The organism is Flavobacterium sp. N3904, from assembly GCF_025947305.1.
In the GTDB taxonomy this organism is placed as follows: Bacteria; Bacteroidota; Bacteroidia; order Flavobacteriales; family Flavobacteriaceae; genus Flavobacterium.
Map to the genome: position 1 here is coordinate 2587768 of NZ_CP110009.1, position 20482 is coordinate 2608249.

Annotated in this window: 14 protein-coding genes; 1 reads left to right on the plus strand and 13 read right to left on the minus strand. The window is 38.7% G+C overall.

Going from position 1 to position 20482, the window contains the following annotated elements; translation table 11 throughout:
• Positions 1-300 precede the first annotated feature (300 nt).
• From OLM57_RS10990 to OLM57_RS11010, 5 genes are all read right to left on the minus strand, one after another.
• Entirely contained in the window at positions 301-2697 is a 2397-nt protein-coding gene (locus OLM57_RS10990; protein WP_264563742.1) for an arylsulfatase, read from the minus strand.
• A gap of 183 nt (positions 2698-2880) precedes the next feature.
• Positions 2881-3270 carry a hypothetical protein gene (locus OLM57_RS10995; RefSeq protein ID WP_264563743.1) on the minus strand — a complete coding sequence of 130 codons (390 nt, stop codon included), beginning with the start codon at positions 3268-3270 and terminating at the stop codon, positions 2881-2883.
• Positions 3271-3297: 27 nt separating this feature from the next.
• Entirely contained in the window at positions 3298-4800 is a 1503-nt protein-coding gene (locus OLM57_RS11000; RefSeq protein WP_264563744.1) for a DUF1254 domain-containing protein, read from the minus strand.
• 72 nt (positions 4801-4872) lie between these two features.
• Entirely contained in the window at positions 4873-7527 is a 2655-nt protein-coding gene (locus tag OLM57_RS11005) for an arylsulfatase (protein WP_264563745.1), read from the minus strand.
• 381 nt (positions 7528-7908) lie between these two features.
• Positions 7909-8604, minus strand: a complete 696-nt coding sequence (locus OLM57_RS11010) for a hypothetical protein (protein WP_264563746.1) — start codon at positions 8602-8604, stop codon at positions 7909-7911.
• A 350-nt stretch (positions 8605-8954) separates the two neighbouring features.
• Here OLM57_RS11010 and OLM57_RS11015 point away from each other — a divergent pair, with 350 nt between their 5' ends.
• Positions 8955-9215, plus strand: a complete 261-nt coding sequence (locus tag OLM57_RS11015) for a hypothetical protein (protein ID WP_264563747.1) — start codon at positions 8955-8957, stop codon at positions 9213-9215.
• Between the two features lie 185 nt (positions 9216-9400).
• Here the strand turns inward: OLM57_RS11015 and OLM57_RS11020 are convergent, their stop codons facing one another.
• The 8 genes from OLM57_RS11020 to OLM57_RS11055 all read right to left on the minus strand — a co-directional run bounded on the left by OLM57_RS11020 (position 9401) and on the right by OLM57_RS11055 (position 20395).
• Positions 9401-11404 carry a hypothetical protein gene (locus OLM57_RS11020; RefSeq protein WP_264563748.1) on the minus strand — a complete coding sequence of 668 codons (2004 nt, stop codon included), beginning with the start codon at positions 11402-11404 and terminating at the stop codon, positions 9401-9403.
• Positions 11405-11733: 329 nt separating this feature from the next.
• Entirely contained in the window at positions 11734-13440 is a 1707-nt protein-coding gene (locus OLM57_RS11025) for an arylsulfatase (RefSeq protein ID WP_264563749.1), read from the minus strand.
• 57 nt (positions 13441-13497) lie between these two features.
• Entirely contained in the window at positions 13498-14532 is a 1035-nt protein-coding gene (locus OLM57_RS11030) for an HAD family hydrolase (protein ID WP_264563750.1), read from the minus strand.
• A 93-nt stretch (positions 14533-14625) separates the two neighbouring features.
• Complete coding sequence (locus OLM57_RS11035; RefSeq protein ID WP_264563751.1) at positions 14626-16254, minus strand: arylsulfatase; 1629 nt, start codon at positions 16252-16254, stop codon at positions 14626-14628.
• A 54-nt stretch (positions 16255-16308) separates the two neighbouring features.
• On the minus strand, positions 16309-17136 hold the full coding sequence (locus tag OLM57_RS11040; RefSeq protein ID WP_264563752.1) for a hypothetical protein: 828 nt from the start codon (positions 17134-17136) through the stop codon (positions 16309-16311).
• Between the two features lie 383 nt (positions 17137-17519).
• Positions 17520-18926: a TolC family protein gene (locus tag OLM57_RS11045; protein WP_264563753.1), complete on the minus strand. Its 1407-nt coding sequence runs from the start codon at positions 18924-18926 to the stop codon at positions 17520-17522.
• On the minus strand, positions 18927-19946 hold the full coding sequence (locus OLM57_RS11050) for an HlyD family secretion protein (RefSeq protein WP_264563754.1): 1020 nt from the start codon (positions 19944-19946) through the stop codon (positions 18927-18929).
• Positions 19947-20080: 134 nt separating this feature from the next.
• Complete coding sequence (locus OLM57_RS11055; RefSeq protein WP_264563755.1) at positions 20081-20395, minus strand: DUF3302 domain-containing protein; 315 nt, start codon at positions 20393-20395, stop codon at positions 20081-20083.
• Positions 20396-20482 lie beyond the last annotated feature (87 nt).

Consider the following 20482-nt stretch of genomic DNA (forward strand, 5'->3'; position numbering starts at 1 on the left):
TATATGCAGTGTATATAGAAATTGTAAATAAAAAAAACAACCACTTCTCGACTCAAGTCGATTAGTGATTGTTTGTTGAAATTTATATTTAGTTTTAAAACGAATGGATAATCGATATAAAATTATTCACTCTTAGGATTATTCAAAGTATCTTGCAAAGTTTTGATATTTGTAATAGATAATTTAGGCTATCCAAATTTATGGTTGACTTCTGATTTAATTATCCTAAATAATTCGTTAAGGAATTTACAGTAGTCGACTGCTCATATTTGTATGAAAATTTAACCTATTTACAAAGCATTACTTCAGTTGAATTGAAAGCTTATTTATTTTGCCATCGAAACGGAACGGAAGCTTGTAATCTTTGTCATCAACAGCGGAACGTGTATCAACACCTACATCAAAGGTTTCATCAAGGGTCATGATGAAAGGTATGGTTTGTGTTAAATCGGCTTTACTCACTTCGTTTCCATCCACACTTAAAACCATTTTAGCAGGTTTGCCAAATCCTGGTTCGGAATAATTTAAATCTAAGACAATGGTATGTTTACCTTCCGATAATGCTGATTTTCCCTGTACTTTAAATTGTTTTAATGCCAAAACATTATAAGTAAAAACTGGTTTACCTTTAAGTATATATAAACCAAATCCACCAAAGTGTCCACCTTCAGTAACCAACATGCCGTCGCCGCCATCTTTTGGTACATCAATGTTTGCTGAAATTGTAAATGATTTACCTAAAATGTTAGGAGCGTTACTAGGTGGAATTCCAGAAATTTCGCCTGTGTAGACAAACAAATCCCGACCTGCAGTATAGCTTGGTTTGGGAGTAAGTACGCGCGGTAAAATACTGTTGTCTAGTGGGAACACATTATTTCTGGAAGCTTCGGCTAAAAATAGCTCCTGCATTTCTTTTAGTTTGTCAGGATTTTTCAAGGCTAGATCATTGAATTCTGAAAAATCTTCTTTAACATTATATAATTCCCATTGATAACCATTAACCACATCAGGCATTTTTGTTGTTCCCAACAGCCATGGGCCTGCAGGAGGTGTGGTACAAGCCAACCATCCATTATTATAAATGGCCCTATTACCAAACATTTCAAAATATTGTGTTGTTCGATTGGAAGGCACATTAGTGTTTGCTTTGTCCCAGGTATAGACCATACTTATCCCTTCAATTGGTTTTTGAGGTATACCATCAAACATAACAGGCGCTTGAATACCTGTAGCATCAAGTATCGTTGGCACAATATCAATCATGTGATGGAATTGAGTTCGGATAGTACCAACATCTTTAATTTTATTTGGCCAAGAAATACACATGCCCTGACGTGTGCCACCAAAATGCGAAGCCACTTGTTTTACCCATTTGAAAGGAGTGCTAAAAGCCCATGCCCATGGAACAGCCATATGTGGTTGAGTGGATGGCGATCCCCAAGCGTCTAAATATTTTAACTGATCAGCTACAGGGATAACAATGCCCTGTAAAGCTGCAAGATCAAAAGGAGTTCCATTCATAGAGCCTTCTGAACTGGTCCCATTATCCCCTTCAATGTAAATGATCAGTGTATTGTCTAGTTTGCCCATGTCTTCTACCTGTTGTATAACTCGACCAATTTCATAATCAGTATAAGCTACAAAAGCGGCATAAACTTCAGCTTGACGGGCAAATAATTTTTTCTGGTCAGGTGTAAGGGTTTCCCATTTTGGTAGATCGTCTGGCCAGGGAGTAAGTTGCGTGTTTTGGGGAATTACGCCTAATCTCTTTTGATTTGCAAATATCAAATCACGCATAGCATTCCAACCCATATCAAACTTTCCTTTAAATTTAGCAATCCATTCGGCAGTTGGCTGATGTGGAGCATGTGTAGCACCGGGAACATAATAGCAGAAAAAAGGTTTTTCAGGAGCAGCTGCATTCAATTGTTTTAAATAGTCAATGGCATCATCAGCCATGCCAGTAATCATGTTGTATTTTGGGTTTTCATTCCAAGGAAATATTTGTGTGGTATTACGAAATAAGAAGGGATGGTACTGATCGACTTCGCCACCCATGAACCCATAAAAATAATCAAAGCCCATTCCAATTGGCCACTGATCATAAGGTCCGGCAAGACTATATTGATAGCTGGGTGTATTGTGATTTTTTCCGAACCATGATGTTGCATAACCATTTTGTTTTAAAATGTTTCCAATTGTAGCATTATCTAAACCAATTTCTGAATCGTATCCTGGGTAACCAGTGGCTTGTTCGGCAACAACACCAAAGCCTACCATATGATGGTTTCGACCAGTAATTAATGCAGCACGTGTTGGAGAACATAAGGCAGTAGAGTGAAATTGTGTATAGCGAATTCCATTCTTTGCAATACGATCCATGTTAGGTGTTGGAATTACGCCTCCAAAAGTTCCCGAAACTCCGTAGCCAGCATCGTCAGTCATGATTAATAAAACGTTTGGTGCTCCTTTTGGCGGCACTATCTGCGGTTGCCAATAGGGTTTTGAATCGGCAGTACTAAGTCCAATTTGTCCGCCAAACGGAGAAGGTGGATTGGGAATATATCGGCCATCGACTGTTGTTGTTGAGCTGGGGGACCCTGGCGTACCTGTGGTTTGAATTTGAGCTATTGATAGCTGTGTTATCAAAAAGAATAATGATAATGCACTTAAATTTAAAATTGCTTTTGTTTTCATTTTTAAGGGTTTAAATTATTAATTTGTATTTGTTATTATCCCGTTCTTAATTTATAATCTTAATTATTCATTTTAATTATTTGAGGGCGTTTCTATTTTTTTTAAGTTAAAATTTGTTTTTTATATAATTATGAATTAGCAAGCCAATCTTCTTGATTTAACTAATAAACAAAAAATCAAACATTAGAAATTAGAATCATTACTATCGCTATTTATGTTATTAGTAGTTTTTCGTAACTGATACCATATTCTAGCAAGAGCTAGGGATAATATCGCATGAAGTCCAACCGCAGGCCATAGTAGTTGTCCAATAAATGTTCCTTCAAGACCTACATAAGCGAGATAGAATGTTGCGAGTGTACTGTAAGTGAACATACCACAAATTACTGACCACTTAGGCCAACAGGCTACTGACAATGAAATCAGTGCAATGCCTAACATTTGCGCCACAGGAATGGCGACTCCGGTAAGTTCCTTTCCAAATAACAATCTTCCTACAAGAGAAGGGACGATCAGCAATGCCAATCCTGTCAGGGCTTCAGCTATTGAAGTAAATACAAGTACTTTTTTCATGGATTTGATTTAAAATAGTAAAACGTTCTAATTTGTCTGAACAATTCCAGGAGGACTCCAGCTTCCTGATCCTACAGGGAGCACAGATGGCTGTTCTGTTTTTGGCCAATATAAACGTATTGCTAAATAAATTGGTCCATTTGGTGCAGGCAACCAATTGCTTTGCTTGTTTGCTCCTGGATTATCTTTTTGGATGTATATAGTTAATGATCCATCCGTATTTTTTTTCATGTTGGGCAACATCGGAGAGTTAATCAAATAACGATTAATAGGATTTTTAATCAAAAATTCGGTTTTACCATCATACATGGTAACCGACCAAAAGGCATTTACTGGAGGGTACTGACCCGCTTTGAAAGTAAGGGTATAATTGTGTTTACTGCCGTCTAAAGTTTCTCCATTTACATCAGTTCTTGTCAAAGGATAAACGGCCTCGACAGCTTCGTTACCATAGATGCCATTTTTTGCGGCAGCAGCTCTTTTAAGCCAATCTCCATTATAAAAAGAAGCATCCCCAAATAGTGCTGCTAATCCCCAACCATTAATTTGCTTTACTGCACTGCCCACTAAATATTTAGAAACCATGTCATCTCCAGCCTTCATCGCTAATAAAACAGCCGCTTTGTGTTCTAATGATAAATCACTAAATTCAAATTTTTTATTAGGACCAATCCCGATACTGGCTAGTTTAGCATGAATGGCTTTATTTTCGGGTGTTTCGGGTATAAATGCTAAAGCTGCGTTTAAATATTGGTAAAAATTGGTTTTAATTCCAGCGGTTGTTGCAGGAAGAAAATCAATTTTAGGAGCGGCAACAGGCGCAGGTTGATTTAAAAATTGAGACAGCGGTTGCGATTTATAACCAGCTTGTACTTTAGCAACATTAGGCATATCTGCTGCATTAAAAAGCTGCGTTCTGAAAATAGTAATTGCAAAAGGAGTTCCTGATCTGAATATTTTCTTAATTCCTTTGGGCAATGTGCCTTTCCAATCTGGACCAACAATGAGATAATTCCCAGCTTCACTACCTGTCGCTCGACTACCAATATAGCCATAAACATAGGTATTGGCATCAATTAATTGGACAGAATAGTAACGATTTTTTTCTACTGCTGGTACTGAAATCACAATGGGCTCAGTTCGTAAATCCAACCAAATCAATGAATAAGGAGTGTCGCTATTAGGCGAAATTACCGCTGTATCTTCATAAGTAAAAACACGGTTTTCGTTCTTAATTACATTAAAAGGGGCTTTGAATTGTCCTGAATTCTTATTAATAACATATTCATTCATTATGGCATAATTCATTACAATAGGCAATCCGTAAACAAATGCTTCTTGTGCAATAGCCTTAGTTTCAGAAATACTCGGAACTGCAATTCCAGCCAGTTTATCAGCTTGTCCCGCTTGGTTAATAGCATCGTTTTTTTTGCAGGATTGCAATGAAGTGATCAAAGCAAGACCAAAGACAATTAAGTAGATAGAATGTGGTGCTTTTATAGTCAGTTTTAAAAGTGTTTTTGCTTCCATTTTTTTAGGTTTTATAAAATTCTTAATTGGTTCATATTTTTCTGTTGAGCAAAGCTATTACAAGTACTTTTTTCATTCAGTTAAAATTGGTTTAGGCTTTGGTACGGGCTTTGAATCTGGATGTAGTTTGAATGTAAGTTTGTCTATTGTACCAGTGAAATTGAACGGAACTTCATAACGATATTCTAATAGTGAAACGCCAGTTCGTGTATCGCTGCCGATATCGAAAGTTTCGTCCTCCGGAATGGTTATTGGTATTCCATGTTCCATCGTATTGGTTGCAACTTCTTTGCCATCAACAATAAGTACTCCTTTTCCACTTTTACCCAAACCTAGTTCGTCTACTTTGTAGTCAAAAACAATGGTATGTTTACCTTCGTCCAATGCTGGACCCGACCATACTGTACGTTTAAGGTCTAGTAAGTTGTATAAAAATACTGGTTTTCCTCTGCCTATATTGAAAACATTTGTAATAACAATAGCAACTAATAAAGTGCCACCTAACCCTAAAATCGTTTGACTGGTTCTCATTTTGAATCGTGACCAGTTTTTACTTCTTGCACGCCAAACTAGAAACAAACCAAAAGCTAAAATTCCTAATCCTATATTTCGAAATAAAACGGCATTATCCCACCAATCGAATGCTGGACTCAAGAACAAGCCATAGCCGCCAAATCGTCCGCCATCAGTAACAATCATACCTTCCGCTCCGCCTTTTGGAATAGTAACTTCGGCAGTAATGGTATAATTTTTATTTAGAGTACTCGGAGCGCCACTGTTTGGAATTCCAGTGAGTACACCCGAATAGGTAAATTCAGTACGTCCTGCTGCAAGACTCGGCTTAGGGGAATTCCAACGTGATAATGTCGAGTTGTCAAGCGGAAGTACTTCATACTTTGCAGCCTGAGCATAGAACAAAGCTTGTAATGTCTTGAGTTTGTCTGGCATTTGGGTCGCTAAATCATTGGATTCGGTTGGGTCTTGTGCAACATTATAAAGTTCCCATTTGTAGCCGGTAATTACATCTGGTGCTTTACCCGAACTAAGTTCCCAAGGCAATGTAGCAGGTGTTGTACAGGCAACCCAGCCTTCGTTATAAATGGCACGGTTACCGAGCATCTCAAAATATTGTGTCGTGCGTTTGGAGGGCGCATTTTTATTTGCTTTATCCCAAGTGTAAGCCATGCTCACGCCATCCATTGGGCGCTGCACTATCCCATTTATAGTCTCTGGTTGCTCAATGCCGGTAGCTTCCAAAATGGTTGGAGTAATATCAATGACATGATGAAATTGACGACGAATACCACCTACATCATTAATATGACCTGGCCATGACATGGCTACGCCCTGTGCAGTTCCTCCAAAATGTGATGCTACCTGTTTTACCCATTTGAAAGGGGTATCCATTGCCCATGCCCAAGGTGCTGCATAATGTGGAAATGTTTTGTCAGATCCCCAAAATGGATAAAAGAGATATTGAGCATTAATGGGTACCGGAACACCATTAAATGTAGTAAATTCGTTTGGAGTTCCATCAAGCATTCCCTCGGCACTAGCACCGTTATCGCCGCTTATGTATATGATTAATGTATTATCTAACTCGCCAAGGTCTTCAACTGCCTGAATAACGCGACCTATCTCATAATCGGTATAGGCTAGATAAGCAGCATAAACATCTGCTTGACGAATATAAAGTTTCTTTTGTTTTGCATTAAGCGTTTTCCATTGAGGTAGTTCCTTTGGCCATTCGGTAAGTTTGGCATTTGGTGGCATTATACCCAAGCGTTTTTGATTGGCAAAAATGGTTTCGCGCAATTTATTCCAACCACTATCAAAAAGATGCATGTCACTGATTTTCTTAATCCATTCTTCGGTTGGATGGTGTGGCGAATGAACTCCGCCAGGAACATAATAAACAAGAAACGGCTTATCGGGCGCAACTGCTTTGATCTCTTTCATGCATTGTATGGCTTCATTAGCCATCTCAGTGGTGAGATTCCAAGTCCCAGCTGGTTTGCCTTGAAATGGGTAAATTGCAGTCGTGTTTCGGTAAAGATTGGGTTGCCACTGGCTGGCATCACCACCAACAAAGCCGTAAAAATATTCAAAGCCCATACCAACAGGCCATTGATCAAATGGTCCAGCTTGGGTAGCTTGATAGAAAGGTGTGTTGTGTTCTTTTCCAAACCACGAAGTAGCATAGCCGTTACCTTTTAACATTTCACCTATAGTACCATTCTCTTTTCTAATAACGGAATTGTAGCCTGGATATCCAGTTGCGATTTCTCCAACCACTCCAAAACCAGCAACGTGGTGGTTACGTCCCGTAATAAGCGCTGCTCTGGTAGGTGAGCAGAGCGATGTGGAATGGAAATTGGTATAACGTAACCCATTCTTAGCAATTCGATCTAAGGCCGGAGTGGGGATGACACCACCAAAAGTACTAGGCGAGCCAAAACCACAATCGTCAGTCATAATCAGTAGCACGTTTGGCGCACCTTTAGGTGGTACGACCCGTGGTGCCCAAAACGGCATTGATTCAGATGCTTTTTCCTTAATCGTCCCGCCAAATACAGGATCTGGGTGCGGGAGCTGTTTGCCAGCAGTTGTAGTGGCGCTCGGAGAGCCAGGAACACCTGTGGTTTGAACCTGAGCAATAGAGTTTAATGTTATCAAAAAAAATAATGACAATAGGCTGAAAACGCTAGGGGGGATTTTTGCTTTCATTTTTTGATGTTTTTTAAAAAAAATATTTATTCTGGTTTTGTTTTAATTTTTTTGAAGAAAAATTTGATTAAAAATAATAAAAATATTTCAAAAAACAGAATAAATAATGAAAAAAAAAGTTGCTATAATTGATTTAAAATCAGTAGTATAAATGAAAAAAAAAAGATTGTTTTAGGGTTGTTTTGTGATGGTTGTTTTTTCGATAAATAAGTAATTTTTTGTGTGGCGCTTTTTTGGATGTTTGGAAAAGGGAAAAAATTTTAAATCAATCCTTTCCACATTGCTAATTCCATATCCATGTTTTTAGTATTAATGGAAATATAATCCTAGTCCAATTCTCTTAGGTGTATTGGATTTTAATATCTCGAAAAATGAAATTTGTTATTGTCCTGAACCCAGTTTATACCCAGAATTGGTTACCACTATTTTTAATTTTTGAGAAGGTGCAATAAAGATGATGTTACCCGAATAGGTAGTTCCGTCTGGCAAATTTTGAAAATTAACATTCAAAGTAACGGCATCTGATGGAGTGTCCATGTAGGTATTGATATTATATTCCAAAAGTACTTTATTGACCATATCAACTTGAATAGCCAATAAATCTCCTTGTTTTAGATAATTGGGAAAATCCAATTCAAATTTTTGACCAGGTAGCAAAACTTTAATTCCCACCGCTCCAGCACTATAGAGTTGTTCCAAAACAGATGTTTGTGGCGGAATATAAGCTTTGATTTGTGTTTTGGCTTTTGCAATATAATCCTCAATGTCTGCTTTTTTATTGGCAATAATTCTTCCGCGAATTCCTCCAGGTGTTTCTGCTTGTGTAGTGGCGCCAGTGGGTACTTTTATCAGTGTGCCGGTTACATCATAATAACATTGGTTTTGGGTTACCGATTTTTGATTTCCATCTATAAAAACAGTGGTGGTTTCTATCCAGGAATATTTTTTGGCACTTATTTTACTGGCTTCAAAATTCTGTTTGATAAGTGCAATGCTTTGCTGTATGGAGGGGTTTTGTGCAAATGAGCTTGTAGAAGCCAGCACGAACAGGAGCAGTAATTTGATAGTTGTTTTCATTTTTTGTTAGATTAAATTAAATTATTAAGGTGATCTATTTTTACACTATTTGAATGCGTATTATGACTATAATGTTGTTCTTTTTTAATGAAATCAATGAAAAATAAAACGGTAAACGATTGAGGAATTTGAATATAAATGATTGATAGCTAAAGATATGTAAATTTAAACAATAATAGTTATCACTGATATTGTTATTTTAAATTTTAGGAGTTTCCGTTGCAAATATCAAACCGATAAAAAGATTTACTCAGATTTCTTTAATAGTCGGTATAAAATCAGGGACAAAAAAATAGAATTGTACACGTTGCAACTTAGTAGCAACAGAACCCACAGTAATAAAAGAAATTTTGCCCAACAGTGTCGCTACGATACATACCGCCACGGTTTATGAAGCCAACACTTTCTACACGGTGCAAAACAGCGGAGATGCCGCAGTGTGTTTTAGTCTTTCGGCGGCAACCAATCAGGATGTTCCCGGAACGGTGTTGCTTAACCCTGGTGAAACCCGCTCCCGTCTGGCTGAAAATTTGACACCAATGGGGGTATATTTTGTGGTGAATAATGACAATGCTATCCCCGCAAAAAAATCAAGGTTTGGGATGGAATAACCACTATAACGGGAACTAGTGAAAGCAAAAAAGCGAACAGAGAAATCGGTTCGCTTTTGTTGTTTTATGAAAATTGGTAATCATCTATTTTCAATGGGTTATTGATAATTTAACCATGCGTTTTTACCCCTTTTTTTAAAGGATAAACGGGCAACCTTGTTAAAAAACACTTTTAAAAATAGTGGTTATGGTTTTCTGACGATTCCAATTCTTGGAGATTTTACAGGAGCGGCAACTCCATAGATTATGGTAAGTCCAGAGCCACCACCCCAAGTTGAGATAGAACGTTTCGGATCTTTTGAAGTAGCAGCAATAGCATCATTCCAATTGTTGGCAGCCCAAACATTTCCTGCGGGATCAATTGCTACGTCGGTCAACATTTGAATGCTACCGCCAGTAAACGAGTGAATGACATCACCTGGTTTTGTTCCGGCAGGATGCCCTTGTGTATTGTTTCCGGCCATCAATACCACACTACGGGTACGTGGACCAAGATTTCCTACCCAAACATCATCATTTCCATCTATATTTACACCCCATGGCACATCAATTTGTCCTCCACCATCATAGCCTGCAGGTGCCGCCATGACTCCGTCTGGGGTTATCATGTGAACCAATCCAGTGCTTTTAGGATAGGTTAACATGGCTCCACCCAATATTTCAAACTGTTCCATAATAGAAGCGCCTTCAGGTACTTTTGGAACAGGAAAATCCAAAGACATATTACTTACTACCCAAACATTTCCTTTAGAGTCTAATGCTAAAGCTCTTACACTGAGTCCACAAGTAAAAGTTTGTGTTTTTGTAGGATCATTTGCAGGGAAACGTATGAGTTTATCAGATTGAGAGTTACTGACCCATACATAGTTTTGCGGATCGATCACAATATCAAAAGGAGAACTTAATCCCGCTACTTTGACAATACGTCCGTCTTTTGGTTTCCCACCTGGGAAATATAGCAATTGATTGTTAGAACCATCTGCCACCCAAACATCACCATTGGTAGCAACACCAATTCCCATAAGACCTTTCAATTTTTCTTTGAATGGAAAGATGCTTTCATCCCCGATAGGATTACCATTAAAGTCCATTACTAATATTTTTCCGTTAAAGCTTGTAGCCCAAACGTTATCATTGGTTACGGCAGTACCCCAACCAACACCATCCAATCCCATTCCGGTAAATCCTGTTATGGCTGGTGACAGTGCGGTTCCATTCGGAGTCATTTTTATAACTCCTCCACCGATACTGTTGACAACACCAGACTGTGAACCCGGCATCCAGTTTTGACCGCTCCAAAGATTACCTTCTGCATCAAACATAAACCTTCCATTTGCACACATACCACCACCTGCAAAACATAGACTTAACGTAAAATCGTCTGGAGTATAAGCCAAGTAGGGTATAAAAGGCGCACTTCGTCTTGAACCATCAGCAGGTTGAGGATAGACCTCATTGAATAAACCGAATAGTGTATTTGAGTTTACCCATGGCGCTTTGGCTATTCCTGCCATGGCTTCAAAAGTGCTTTTTGGCGTTGTGCCAGCTGTTGTATTTGAAGCTTGCAAAAACCTAGTTTTCCAATCACTTGAAGCAATAGTACCATAAGCGCTAATTAAAGAACCTAATGTATTGATGTTTGCCAAAGTAGTAGTTTGTGTACTGTTAAGAGGATCTAATAATACTTTTCCCCAGTTGCCTGTTACAGGATCAACCAGATTTGGAACGTTGCCAGCAGCGATTTTCAATCCAAGTGCTTTTCCAGAGATGGATTCTCCATTAATAAAACGGGCAGCAGTAAAACTGGAAGCTACTGTTGTCAGTTCATTTATTGTTACTTCTTTTGGAATATCACTGCTCAATAAAAGAACTAAGGTTACAGTATTATCGGTTGCTTTTGCTACAATATAATAAGCTGTTGAATTTTCGGCTTTTTTTGCATTCAATTTAAAAAAGCCTTTGTCATCGGTTTTTGTTTCCGAAAGTAGTTTTGGAGCTCCCTCGCTGGTAGCAAAAAATTGTACCGTTGCTTTTGCTACAGGTTTCTTTGCTAATTGTATTTTTCCTGAAATTTCTTCAGCAATGGTAGGGGTTGATGCATGTAAGGTGTTTGTAAAACCAATGCTCAAAATGGATATAAACAATCCTAAGAAGAAGCGTTTATAGGTTGTAAAAATATTGTTCCTCATTTTTAATTGTTTTTTTAAGTTATTATTTAAAAAAATATTATTTTTTGTTAGTAACATTAAAACCTCCTTAAAAAAGGAGGTTTTAATCTATTTAAACTTTAAGGTTGCAAAATAATTTTAACTCGTTGGATGAAATTATTTTTTACCAGATAGAAACATAGAATTTATAGTTTTTAAAAGAAAGAAATAGACGTTTTACTATTCACATAGCTATTCTATGTGTGAAATAGTGCTATTTCTATTTATTCTTTGCCTATTTTGCATTAATCTATGATTCTATATGGTTAAATTTTTATTTTATTTGAATTTCTCCCAACGGGTTAATTTTACTATTCGCCCGCGTGGCTACCCACTTTCGATTCCTGCATTTCTGTAATAATCTGATCCAAGTTGTAACTGGACGGGGTCTGTAGCGCAGGGAATTCTTTGTAGCTCATCAACTCCTTCATCCACAGTAGTTGTCCGATCGGTAACATGTTCCAGTCATATAGGTAAGCAGTGGTAGGCCCGGCTAGTGCACCGGCCATACCCAACAAAGTGTTTTCATTCATGATAGAACCTTCAAACGGATCACGCTTGATGTTGCACACCTGTGTCCAGTGATAACTCTGCACTCCCAAAAGTCCACCCAAAGGGTCAGAAGGTGCCATTGCGTAGTACATCTTCCAGTTTTTGTATCGCACCGCTGATGGGTGGGTTCCACTGTAGTAGAAAAAGGTCTCGCGCGCAGAATCTCCTGTACCTTCTATATACGCACGTTGATTCACACCGCTCAATGTGGTTTTCAAAATTCCTGGGTATTTTCCAGCCATAATCTGTTTGTTTAGGTCGTCGCCTTTGGGACCACCTGCGATATCAACAAGGGTAGGTAAAAAATCCATCATCGAGAAGATCTGATCCTTCATTATCCCCGGCTGTATATGCCCTGGCCAACGGATCAGTAATGGGACTCTCATACCGCCTTCCCAAGTAGTAAGCTTACCGCCACGGAACGGTGTAACACCTCCATCAGGGAAAGTAATAGTTTCTGCTCCGTTGTCGGTGGTGAAAACAATGATGGTGTTATCCATCTCGCCCATTTCCTCCAATTTCTTAAACACCAAGCCGATATTATCATCCATCTGCTTCATACCCACTTCATTTGGACCCCAGTCTTTGCCACCCTTAACGCCAAGCATCGCTTCGTACTTAGGCGACAATACGGTTGTTATATGCATACGTGCCGGGTTGTACCAGCAGAAGAAAGGTTTGTTTGTCTTTTTCGGGTTGTTGCGGTCGAGCCAGTCAATTACGTGTGCCGATATTTCTTCGTCCACGGTTTTAGAACGCTCTAGTGTAAGCGGACCTTCATCCTTACCTGTTTGGTTCTTCTCTGTACCATCGGAAGATTTCAACCAAAGAATAGGGCGAGGTGGAGTCATACAGGTTCCATCTTTTGGATCAATAGCCCCGGGAACCTCTGGTACACCTGGAATAGGTAGGTTCTTACATGGCAGACAAATACTTTGAACCAATGGTGAGCTGTTGATATCCGGAAAACTTACACCTTGCATTGCATCTAGGTGATACAGATAGCCCCAAAATTCCTGAACGCCGTGAGCCGTCGGTAATGAACCCGGCTTATCACCCAAATGGTTCTTACCAAATTCGCCCGTGTTATAACCAAGATCGAGTAGAAATTTGGCGATATGAGGGGTGCCAGGTAACAGCGAACTGGTTGAACCAGGCAACTGTGGCATGATCATACCTGCGCGCAACGGAGTCATTCCTGTCGCGAACGCAGTACGGCCGGCGGTACAACTCTGCTCCGAATAGGCGGTCATGAATTTTGCACCTTCTTTTGCAAGGCGGTCTATATTAGGCGTCTCGCCAACCATTAAGCCTTGGTGGTAAGCACCTACATTCATGATGCCAATGTCATCACCCATAATGAAAAGAATATTTGGTTGCTTCCCTGAAGTTTGCTTTTTTTGAGCAACTCCAACAAAAGAAACCAAAAACAGTAACAGTAATGCTAGGGGGAATTTGTTTTTCATTTTTTAATTGATTTTTAAATTATATATATAAACGAACACTCTAAAATTATTAAATCCCTATTTTTTTGGTTTTTCAGCCGTTTGGAACGGGAAGACCTGCAACCAATCATTTTTCATATCCATAATAACAAAACCGTATTTTTTGGCATTGTCCAATCCAACAGATAAATGTCCGATTTTTGAATCTCTATCGTAAGCCCATTCTCTAACAGCATCGGTATGGTGAATGAACATCGCAAAATGAGGTGTTGTTGCGGTGTTGGTCCATTGCATCATTTCGTAATCGCCATCAGAATTTCCAACTGTAAAAATGGGTTTTTTGCCAATGAATTGATAGATACCCACCGGTTTCCCAGCTTTGTCATCAATAAAATTAATGGCAGGTTGTTTCATTAATTTTGGTTTGCTTATAGTGTCATAAGCCACTTTTACGGAACTTCCCACTACCTGATAGGGAGGAATTCCGTAGGTTTCTTCAGTCCAAGGGCGCATAAAATCGACACCACCACCCGAAACGATGAATGTTTTGTATCCGTTCGCTCTTAAATATTTCAGTAACTCAACCATAGGAGTATAGATCATTTGAGTATACAGCTTGTCAAATTTTGGGTGTTTGGCAGTGGCAATCCAAGTTTTTACCGATTTATTGAAAGTATCAGTATCCATTCCTGAATGGGTTGCTGCTACGATTTCGAATACTGCTTTTTCTCCTCCTGCCAATACCGTTTTCATGTCACCTTCCAAAACGGCCTGAAAAGGTTGGGTAGTTTTCCATTCGGGATGTTGTGGGGCCATCAGTTTTACCTGATCTAAGGCAAAAAACAATTGCGAGTAAAAAGGCTGTTCTGCCCAAAGCGTTCCATCGTTGTCAAAACAGGCGATACGATCTTCGACAGCTACATAATCTGGACTTCCTTTTTTGGTTGTTTTTTTTACAAATTCAAGGATACTTGTTTTGGTTGCACCTGCATTCCAAGAGGGTAGCGGGTTTCTGAGGATTTCATTCTCGATTTTTTTTAATTCGCTCTCATTTTGTCCATAGGTACAAAAAGTCGTTGCGATAAGCAAGAGGGCGATTAATTTGGTTTTCATTTTCATTTTTTTTATTTAGTTATATTAATGTTTAAAAAATCAACGATTTACTTCAGTAAACCGTTGATTTTTTTATACAACTAAAAACATATTTTATTGACCTGCGTTAATGTCAATATTATAGTTTTTTAATTGTTGTTTTACAGATTCCATTCTTTCGTAGTCTGTAATTGTAATTGGCCCGGTATATCCATCACTTTGTAATTTACGGGGCGGATATTGTACATACGTTTTCATAATCGCTTCCAATTGCATTCCCATTACTGGAGCCAACCAAGTAGATTCAGTATAGTTGTTCATGAAAATATCATAACGCTCTTGTGGATCTCCCATAAGATTGAAAATTTGAGGAACAGTAGCAACATATTTTTCAGCTCCTTTCCATCCTAAATTGGTATCTACAGCCAGACCGCCAGTTGCTACACCATCATCCCCACGTAAATTAAATTGGAATTTGTATTGGTGCCAACGTATAGCTCCCGGTGACAATTCATTTTCGGTAAAATAAAACCAGGTTTCACGAGCTGATTTTCCTTTTCCAAATAATAGTGGAGACATATCAAAACTGTCAAAAATAGTTGGTTCTCCCGCTCTGTCTTTTTCCGGTAGTTTTACTCCTGCGATAGCTGCGAAAGTAGCCATGAAGTCCAGACCTCCTACAATATCGTGGTTTCTAATACCACCAGCGATTTTGCCTGGCCATACGGCAATGGCAGGAACTCTGTTGCCCCCTTCACGATCCGTACCTTTTGTCCCACGGAATGGAGTATAACCTGCATCTGGGTAAACGTCTTGCCAAGCACCGTTATCAGTTGTGAAGAAAACCAAAGTGTTTTTGTCTAATCCCAATTCTTTTAGTTTGGCCATAATCCTTCCCACACGAGTATCCAGTTCGACTAAGCCATCTGCATATTTGGTTTTTAAAGCCGATTTTTCTTTAAATTCAGGTGCAGGCATATTGGGTTGGTGTACCTTCATGAAATTGAGATTGATGAAAAAAGGCTGTTTTGATTTTGCGGCATCAGTAAGAAATTCGATACCTGCTTTTTCTACATATTCATCAAGATATGGAATCCCGACAACACCTGGTTTTCCATTAATTACAGGAGTATTTACGTATTGACCATTTACCGAAAAATCTTCAACTGCGGTTTGTCCTGCATTTCCGGACAATGATCCTTTCGTAGCTTTGGCATACATTTCGCGAAGTGCAGCTGGCATTTCAGGAAACCAAGTTGGGTCTGCGTAGGTATAGGCATTTAAGTGATATAAGAAGCAATTTTTCATTACATCATATCCTTGTGCATTCGGTAAGGCATAGTCCGATTCTCCTAAGTGCCATTTTCCTGTAAAATAGGTTTTATAGCCACCTGTTTTAAGTACAGAAGCAATTGTCCATTCAGCAGCAGGAAGTCCACCACCTTGCCCCTGGAAAGCCACTGTTGTCATACCGCTACGGTTTGGGTAACGACCTGTTTGCATGGCAGCACGCCCTGGAGTACAGCTTGGTTGCCCGTAAAATGAAAAGAATGTAATACCATCCTGGGACATTTTGTCGAAGTTCGGTGTAGCCATTCCACGCCCTTCTCCACCACCATAAGCACCTAAATCACCATAACCCACATCATCACCTACAATAAGTAAAATGTTTGGTTTGGATTGTGCCTGACTCAGCATCATAGCGCCTAAAATAAATAAAGATGCTAATAGATTTTTTTTCATAATTTCAGTTTTTAAATGTTATTTATAGTTGAGTGTTTAAAAAAAAACAAACTTTTATCCTTTTCTGGGAAAAAGAAACGCGACTACCATTCTTACCTGATCGGCACCCGCATTATCGGGGCGAACGGCATTGTGATAGTATTGCAATGAAATATTTAGGGGTTGTCCGCCAATCATGGTTATTTTTGAAACACCCATGCCTACAGGAACCGTCCATTGTTGATCGGATGCTGCGGCCCAATTGGCTGTTATCGAAGGGGCAGTCGAAATAGACCAACCCAATTTGAAGTTGTAATTGATAAACGGCTGAACAAACAACGAGTTTATTGCTGTAGTGGTGTCGTTTCCTGAAAAGCGCCACATTTGGTTGGCTACTCCACCCAGTACAAATTTACCGGGCATTGCCAATAATACCACACTAGGTCCTATTGCAAACTGACCTGTAGAAATTTCCTCAATAGTTGCAGTAGGCAATGAAAGAACAGGACCAACTGCCCAAATTAAGCTTTTTGGTTTGGAAGGAGAAAAATAGATTTGCTCCTGAATATCGCCAATACCGTGTAAACGTTCACCACCCGCTGCCGGAATATTCATTACCGGAACGATGGTACGGGAAACGATATTCCAATTTTCGGTAAGTGGCAAAGGTAAAACGGGTTGAATTAAGGTTTGTGAAAGTGTTTCTTTTCCCAATCCACCGCCTGATATCCAATTGAATTGAACTGGAATCGTATTCATATCAGCAACGGGGTTTTGGGAAGCTTTTGCCAATGCCATCATTTCTTGCTGCGCTACTGTAGGCGTTGGTTTTTCTTCTTGTGCAAATAGTGTAGTACCACCAAATACAATTGCAAATAAAGTTAGGTAAAGTGATTTTTTCATGGTTTTTGTTTTAGTTTTTTGTTTTAAATTGTTCGCATAAGCGAAATCTTCCTTAGAAATAAAACTAAAGAAGAATGATTTACGTTGCATTTTTTTATAAAGAATAAAATGACTCCGTTCTGTTTATTATATAGTCAAATACCAAATTAACATTGATTAAAGAAGTAGGTTGTTAATCAATATTAATTTTACATTATTTTTTTGTAAGAAACGGTTAGAAAAATTGGGGGAAATTTTGTAATCGTTTCTTTCGTAAATTTATAAAAAAAAATGTTAAAACTTCAATGGTTGCTTACTTTTGTTTTGTTTTTTATGAATATTTAACTTTTGTTTATCTCTCTTTTTTATTTTTTATTTTTTTTAAAAAAATATAAGATTTATCCCTAATAATTCCCGCCTAATGCCAAGTGCAAATTGATACGGTTGGCCAATTGCTCGTTTTGTAATGAAATTAGATTTTTTTGGCTCGCAATCAAAGCATTTTGCAATTGTAAAACCGAAAGTAAATCGATGGAGCCCGCTTGGTATTTTAGTTTTGCAATGCGCACTGCTTCAGTACGGTTGATTATTACCTTTTGTTCGAGAGCCAAACTTTGTGACAGCAGGTTTTCATACATAATTCCGTTCTCTACTTCTTGAAAAGCATTGAGTACTACACCGCCATAATTGGCAATAGCTTGTTGTTGTTGGGCTGTTGCTATTTGTACTTCTGCTTTGAGCATGCCTCCTGTATAGACAGGTACGCTCATGCCTATTCCAGCGGAGAGCATCAATGGGTTTAGTTTAAGCAACGAAAGGATGTGGTCGCTTAACAGTCCTCCAAAAAGATTAAAAGAGAAACTGGGTAACATGTTGAGTCGAGATACTTCTTCCTTTCTAAAAGCGCTTACGACTAATAGTTCAGCAGCCATTATATCAGGGCGTCGTTCCAATAAGGAGGAGGGGATTCCTGTTTTTACGGCAAGGGGTAGAATCGGGAAGTTTTTTACAGTTTTGATTTCGGCTGAAGGATATCTGCCCAGAAGTACTTCGATGGAGCGTTTGGTTTCTTCGTTAATTCCTTTTGCCTGTAACAATCCATTTTGGGCTTCATCTAGATTGGCATTGGCTTCGGCTACATCTATATCTCCTACTTTGCCTAGGTTTCGTCTTGTAATGACAAGTTCTAACATGTTTTTATATAATGCTACTACTTCCTCTGAAAATGCAACCATTTGATTTGCTTCAACCGATTGGTACCAACTTTTTGCAGTAATGGCTACAAGTGATTGTTTGGCATATTTAAAATCCAGTGTTGTGGCTTGAGAATAAGCTTCAGAAGCCGAGCGATTTGCTCTAAATTTTCCCCAAATATCGGGTTCCCATGCTATTAATCCTAATCCTTTTGAGCTTCCAAATGCGCCTTGATTATTGTCGTCAATCAAACTGCTGTATCCAAAATTTAGTCCTATTTGAGGTTTCAATTTTGAACCAACCACAATTACATTTTGGCTCGCGATGGTTACATTTGTTGCCGCTTTTTGCAGGTCGAAATTGTTTGCAACAGCCTCTTTTATAATAGCTTCAAGCTCTGGATCCTGAAAAGTTTTAATCCAATCGTTTGAGACACTAATGGTATCACTACCTGCTTTCCAAGTAGGAGGTATTGTCGCTTTTGAAGAAAGTGTTTCATTTACAATATCGCTATGCTCCGGAGCTTTGGAGAGTGCACATCCATAAAGCAATAGTCCTATTGAACCTATTAAGGTCAAAGATTTCCAATTTCGAATGTGTTTAGAAAGTGGTTTCATCTAGAAAGGCATTGGGTACAACCAGTTCATCCAAGTATAAGTGCGTATTCCGATGCGTCGTAAAGCAGCCCAACTACCCTGCATACCGTTGGTGTAAATAGCACAAGTTCCCTGTGTACCAATTGGAAATTGTGATTGGTCTTTTGCATCAAAAACTATTTTTACGGCAAACTGATTTTGAGGTAAATCTGGAGAAACAGGCTCAAAATTGGGTAAAGTTCCACTTGGCATTAATTGACCTACTCCATTTGCTTTCCAAATGGCTTCAACCTTTGCAGTAAAAATTTGACCTGGGTATAAATTGAGTGCCACTTCTACCGGTTGTCCAATTTTTACGTATTTTAAATTTTCTTGAAAATAATTGGCTAATAGATAAGGACCCGAATCGCAAATAAAAGAAGCGATTGCGCCTATGCGATAATCGCCAGCAACCATTCCGGGGCGTACTTGCAAGTTGATTATATGACCATCTTCGGGCGCATATAGCGTTGTGTTTTCTAAAAAATATTCGGCTTGATCGAGTTGTGCCTGAATTTCGGCCACTTTTGTATTGGTGCCATTGATGTTCGAATCCAATCTTATATTGGCCCGATCCAATTCGGCTTTTGCTTCTTTTATGGCAGCGGTATTCTTTTTGAGTTGTGCATCGCTTCTTTGCGCGTCTTCTTGAGGACCCGCACCATTTTTGGCCAGACTGGTGGTCAGATTTTGTTGGTATGCTATAAAACTCGATTCGCTTTGTTCTTTTATTAATTTTTGTTGGGCAATAACCACATCTGCTTGCATGATTTTTACATCCTGTTTGGCCTGTGCCAATTGTGCTTTGAGTTGATTGACTTTAAATTCATAAGGACGACGGTCGAATTGAAAAAGGGCTTGTCCCTTTTTGACAGGAACATCGGGTTGAACCAAAACGGCAGTTACCAAAGTAGGTTCGCTTAAACGAGGTACTAATTGGATGGTATGTTGAATCACTTTGGCTTCGGTAGAATACGGTGTTACAAAGCGAAGACCAATCATAAAGATAAACAATACATGTGCTAAGAAAAAAATCGCAAAACCACCCCAAGCAAACGTAAATGTTATCCATTTCTTTTTAAAAAAAATGAACCAAAAAATAAGGATAAAAAAAAAGACAGTTAGAAAGGCTGATATCATAATTTTCCTGGATTTTGTTTTAAATCTTCTATCTCTTCCTCGGTTGCTTTAGCCACTTCGTTTGGAAAGCGTCTAATATCTACAATATCTGTAGGTTTAAAAGCCCAGATAAAAGCCTGAATCCATGGGAGTACCGTTATAAATCCAGCCCAACCCATAAGTTTTACGGCTTCGGCTTCGGGATGCTTTCGGGCAATGGCTATTCGACCTGGCAAACCAGCAAACCAGAATAAAATAATTAGAAAAGAAAGTACTGTAAGCATTAAAACTACAAAAGTGATGTAGTCCCAAAAGTCTAAAGTGAAGCCCATGATGTATAGTTTTTTTAATAAAATAAACTCCTAGTCATTATACTATAATATTGAATCAAAAGTCATTCAATAAATAAAAGATACAAA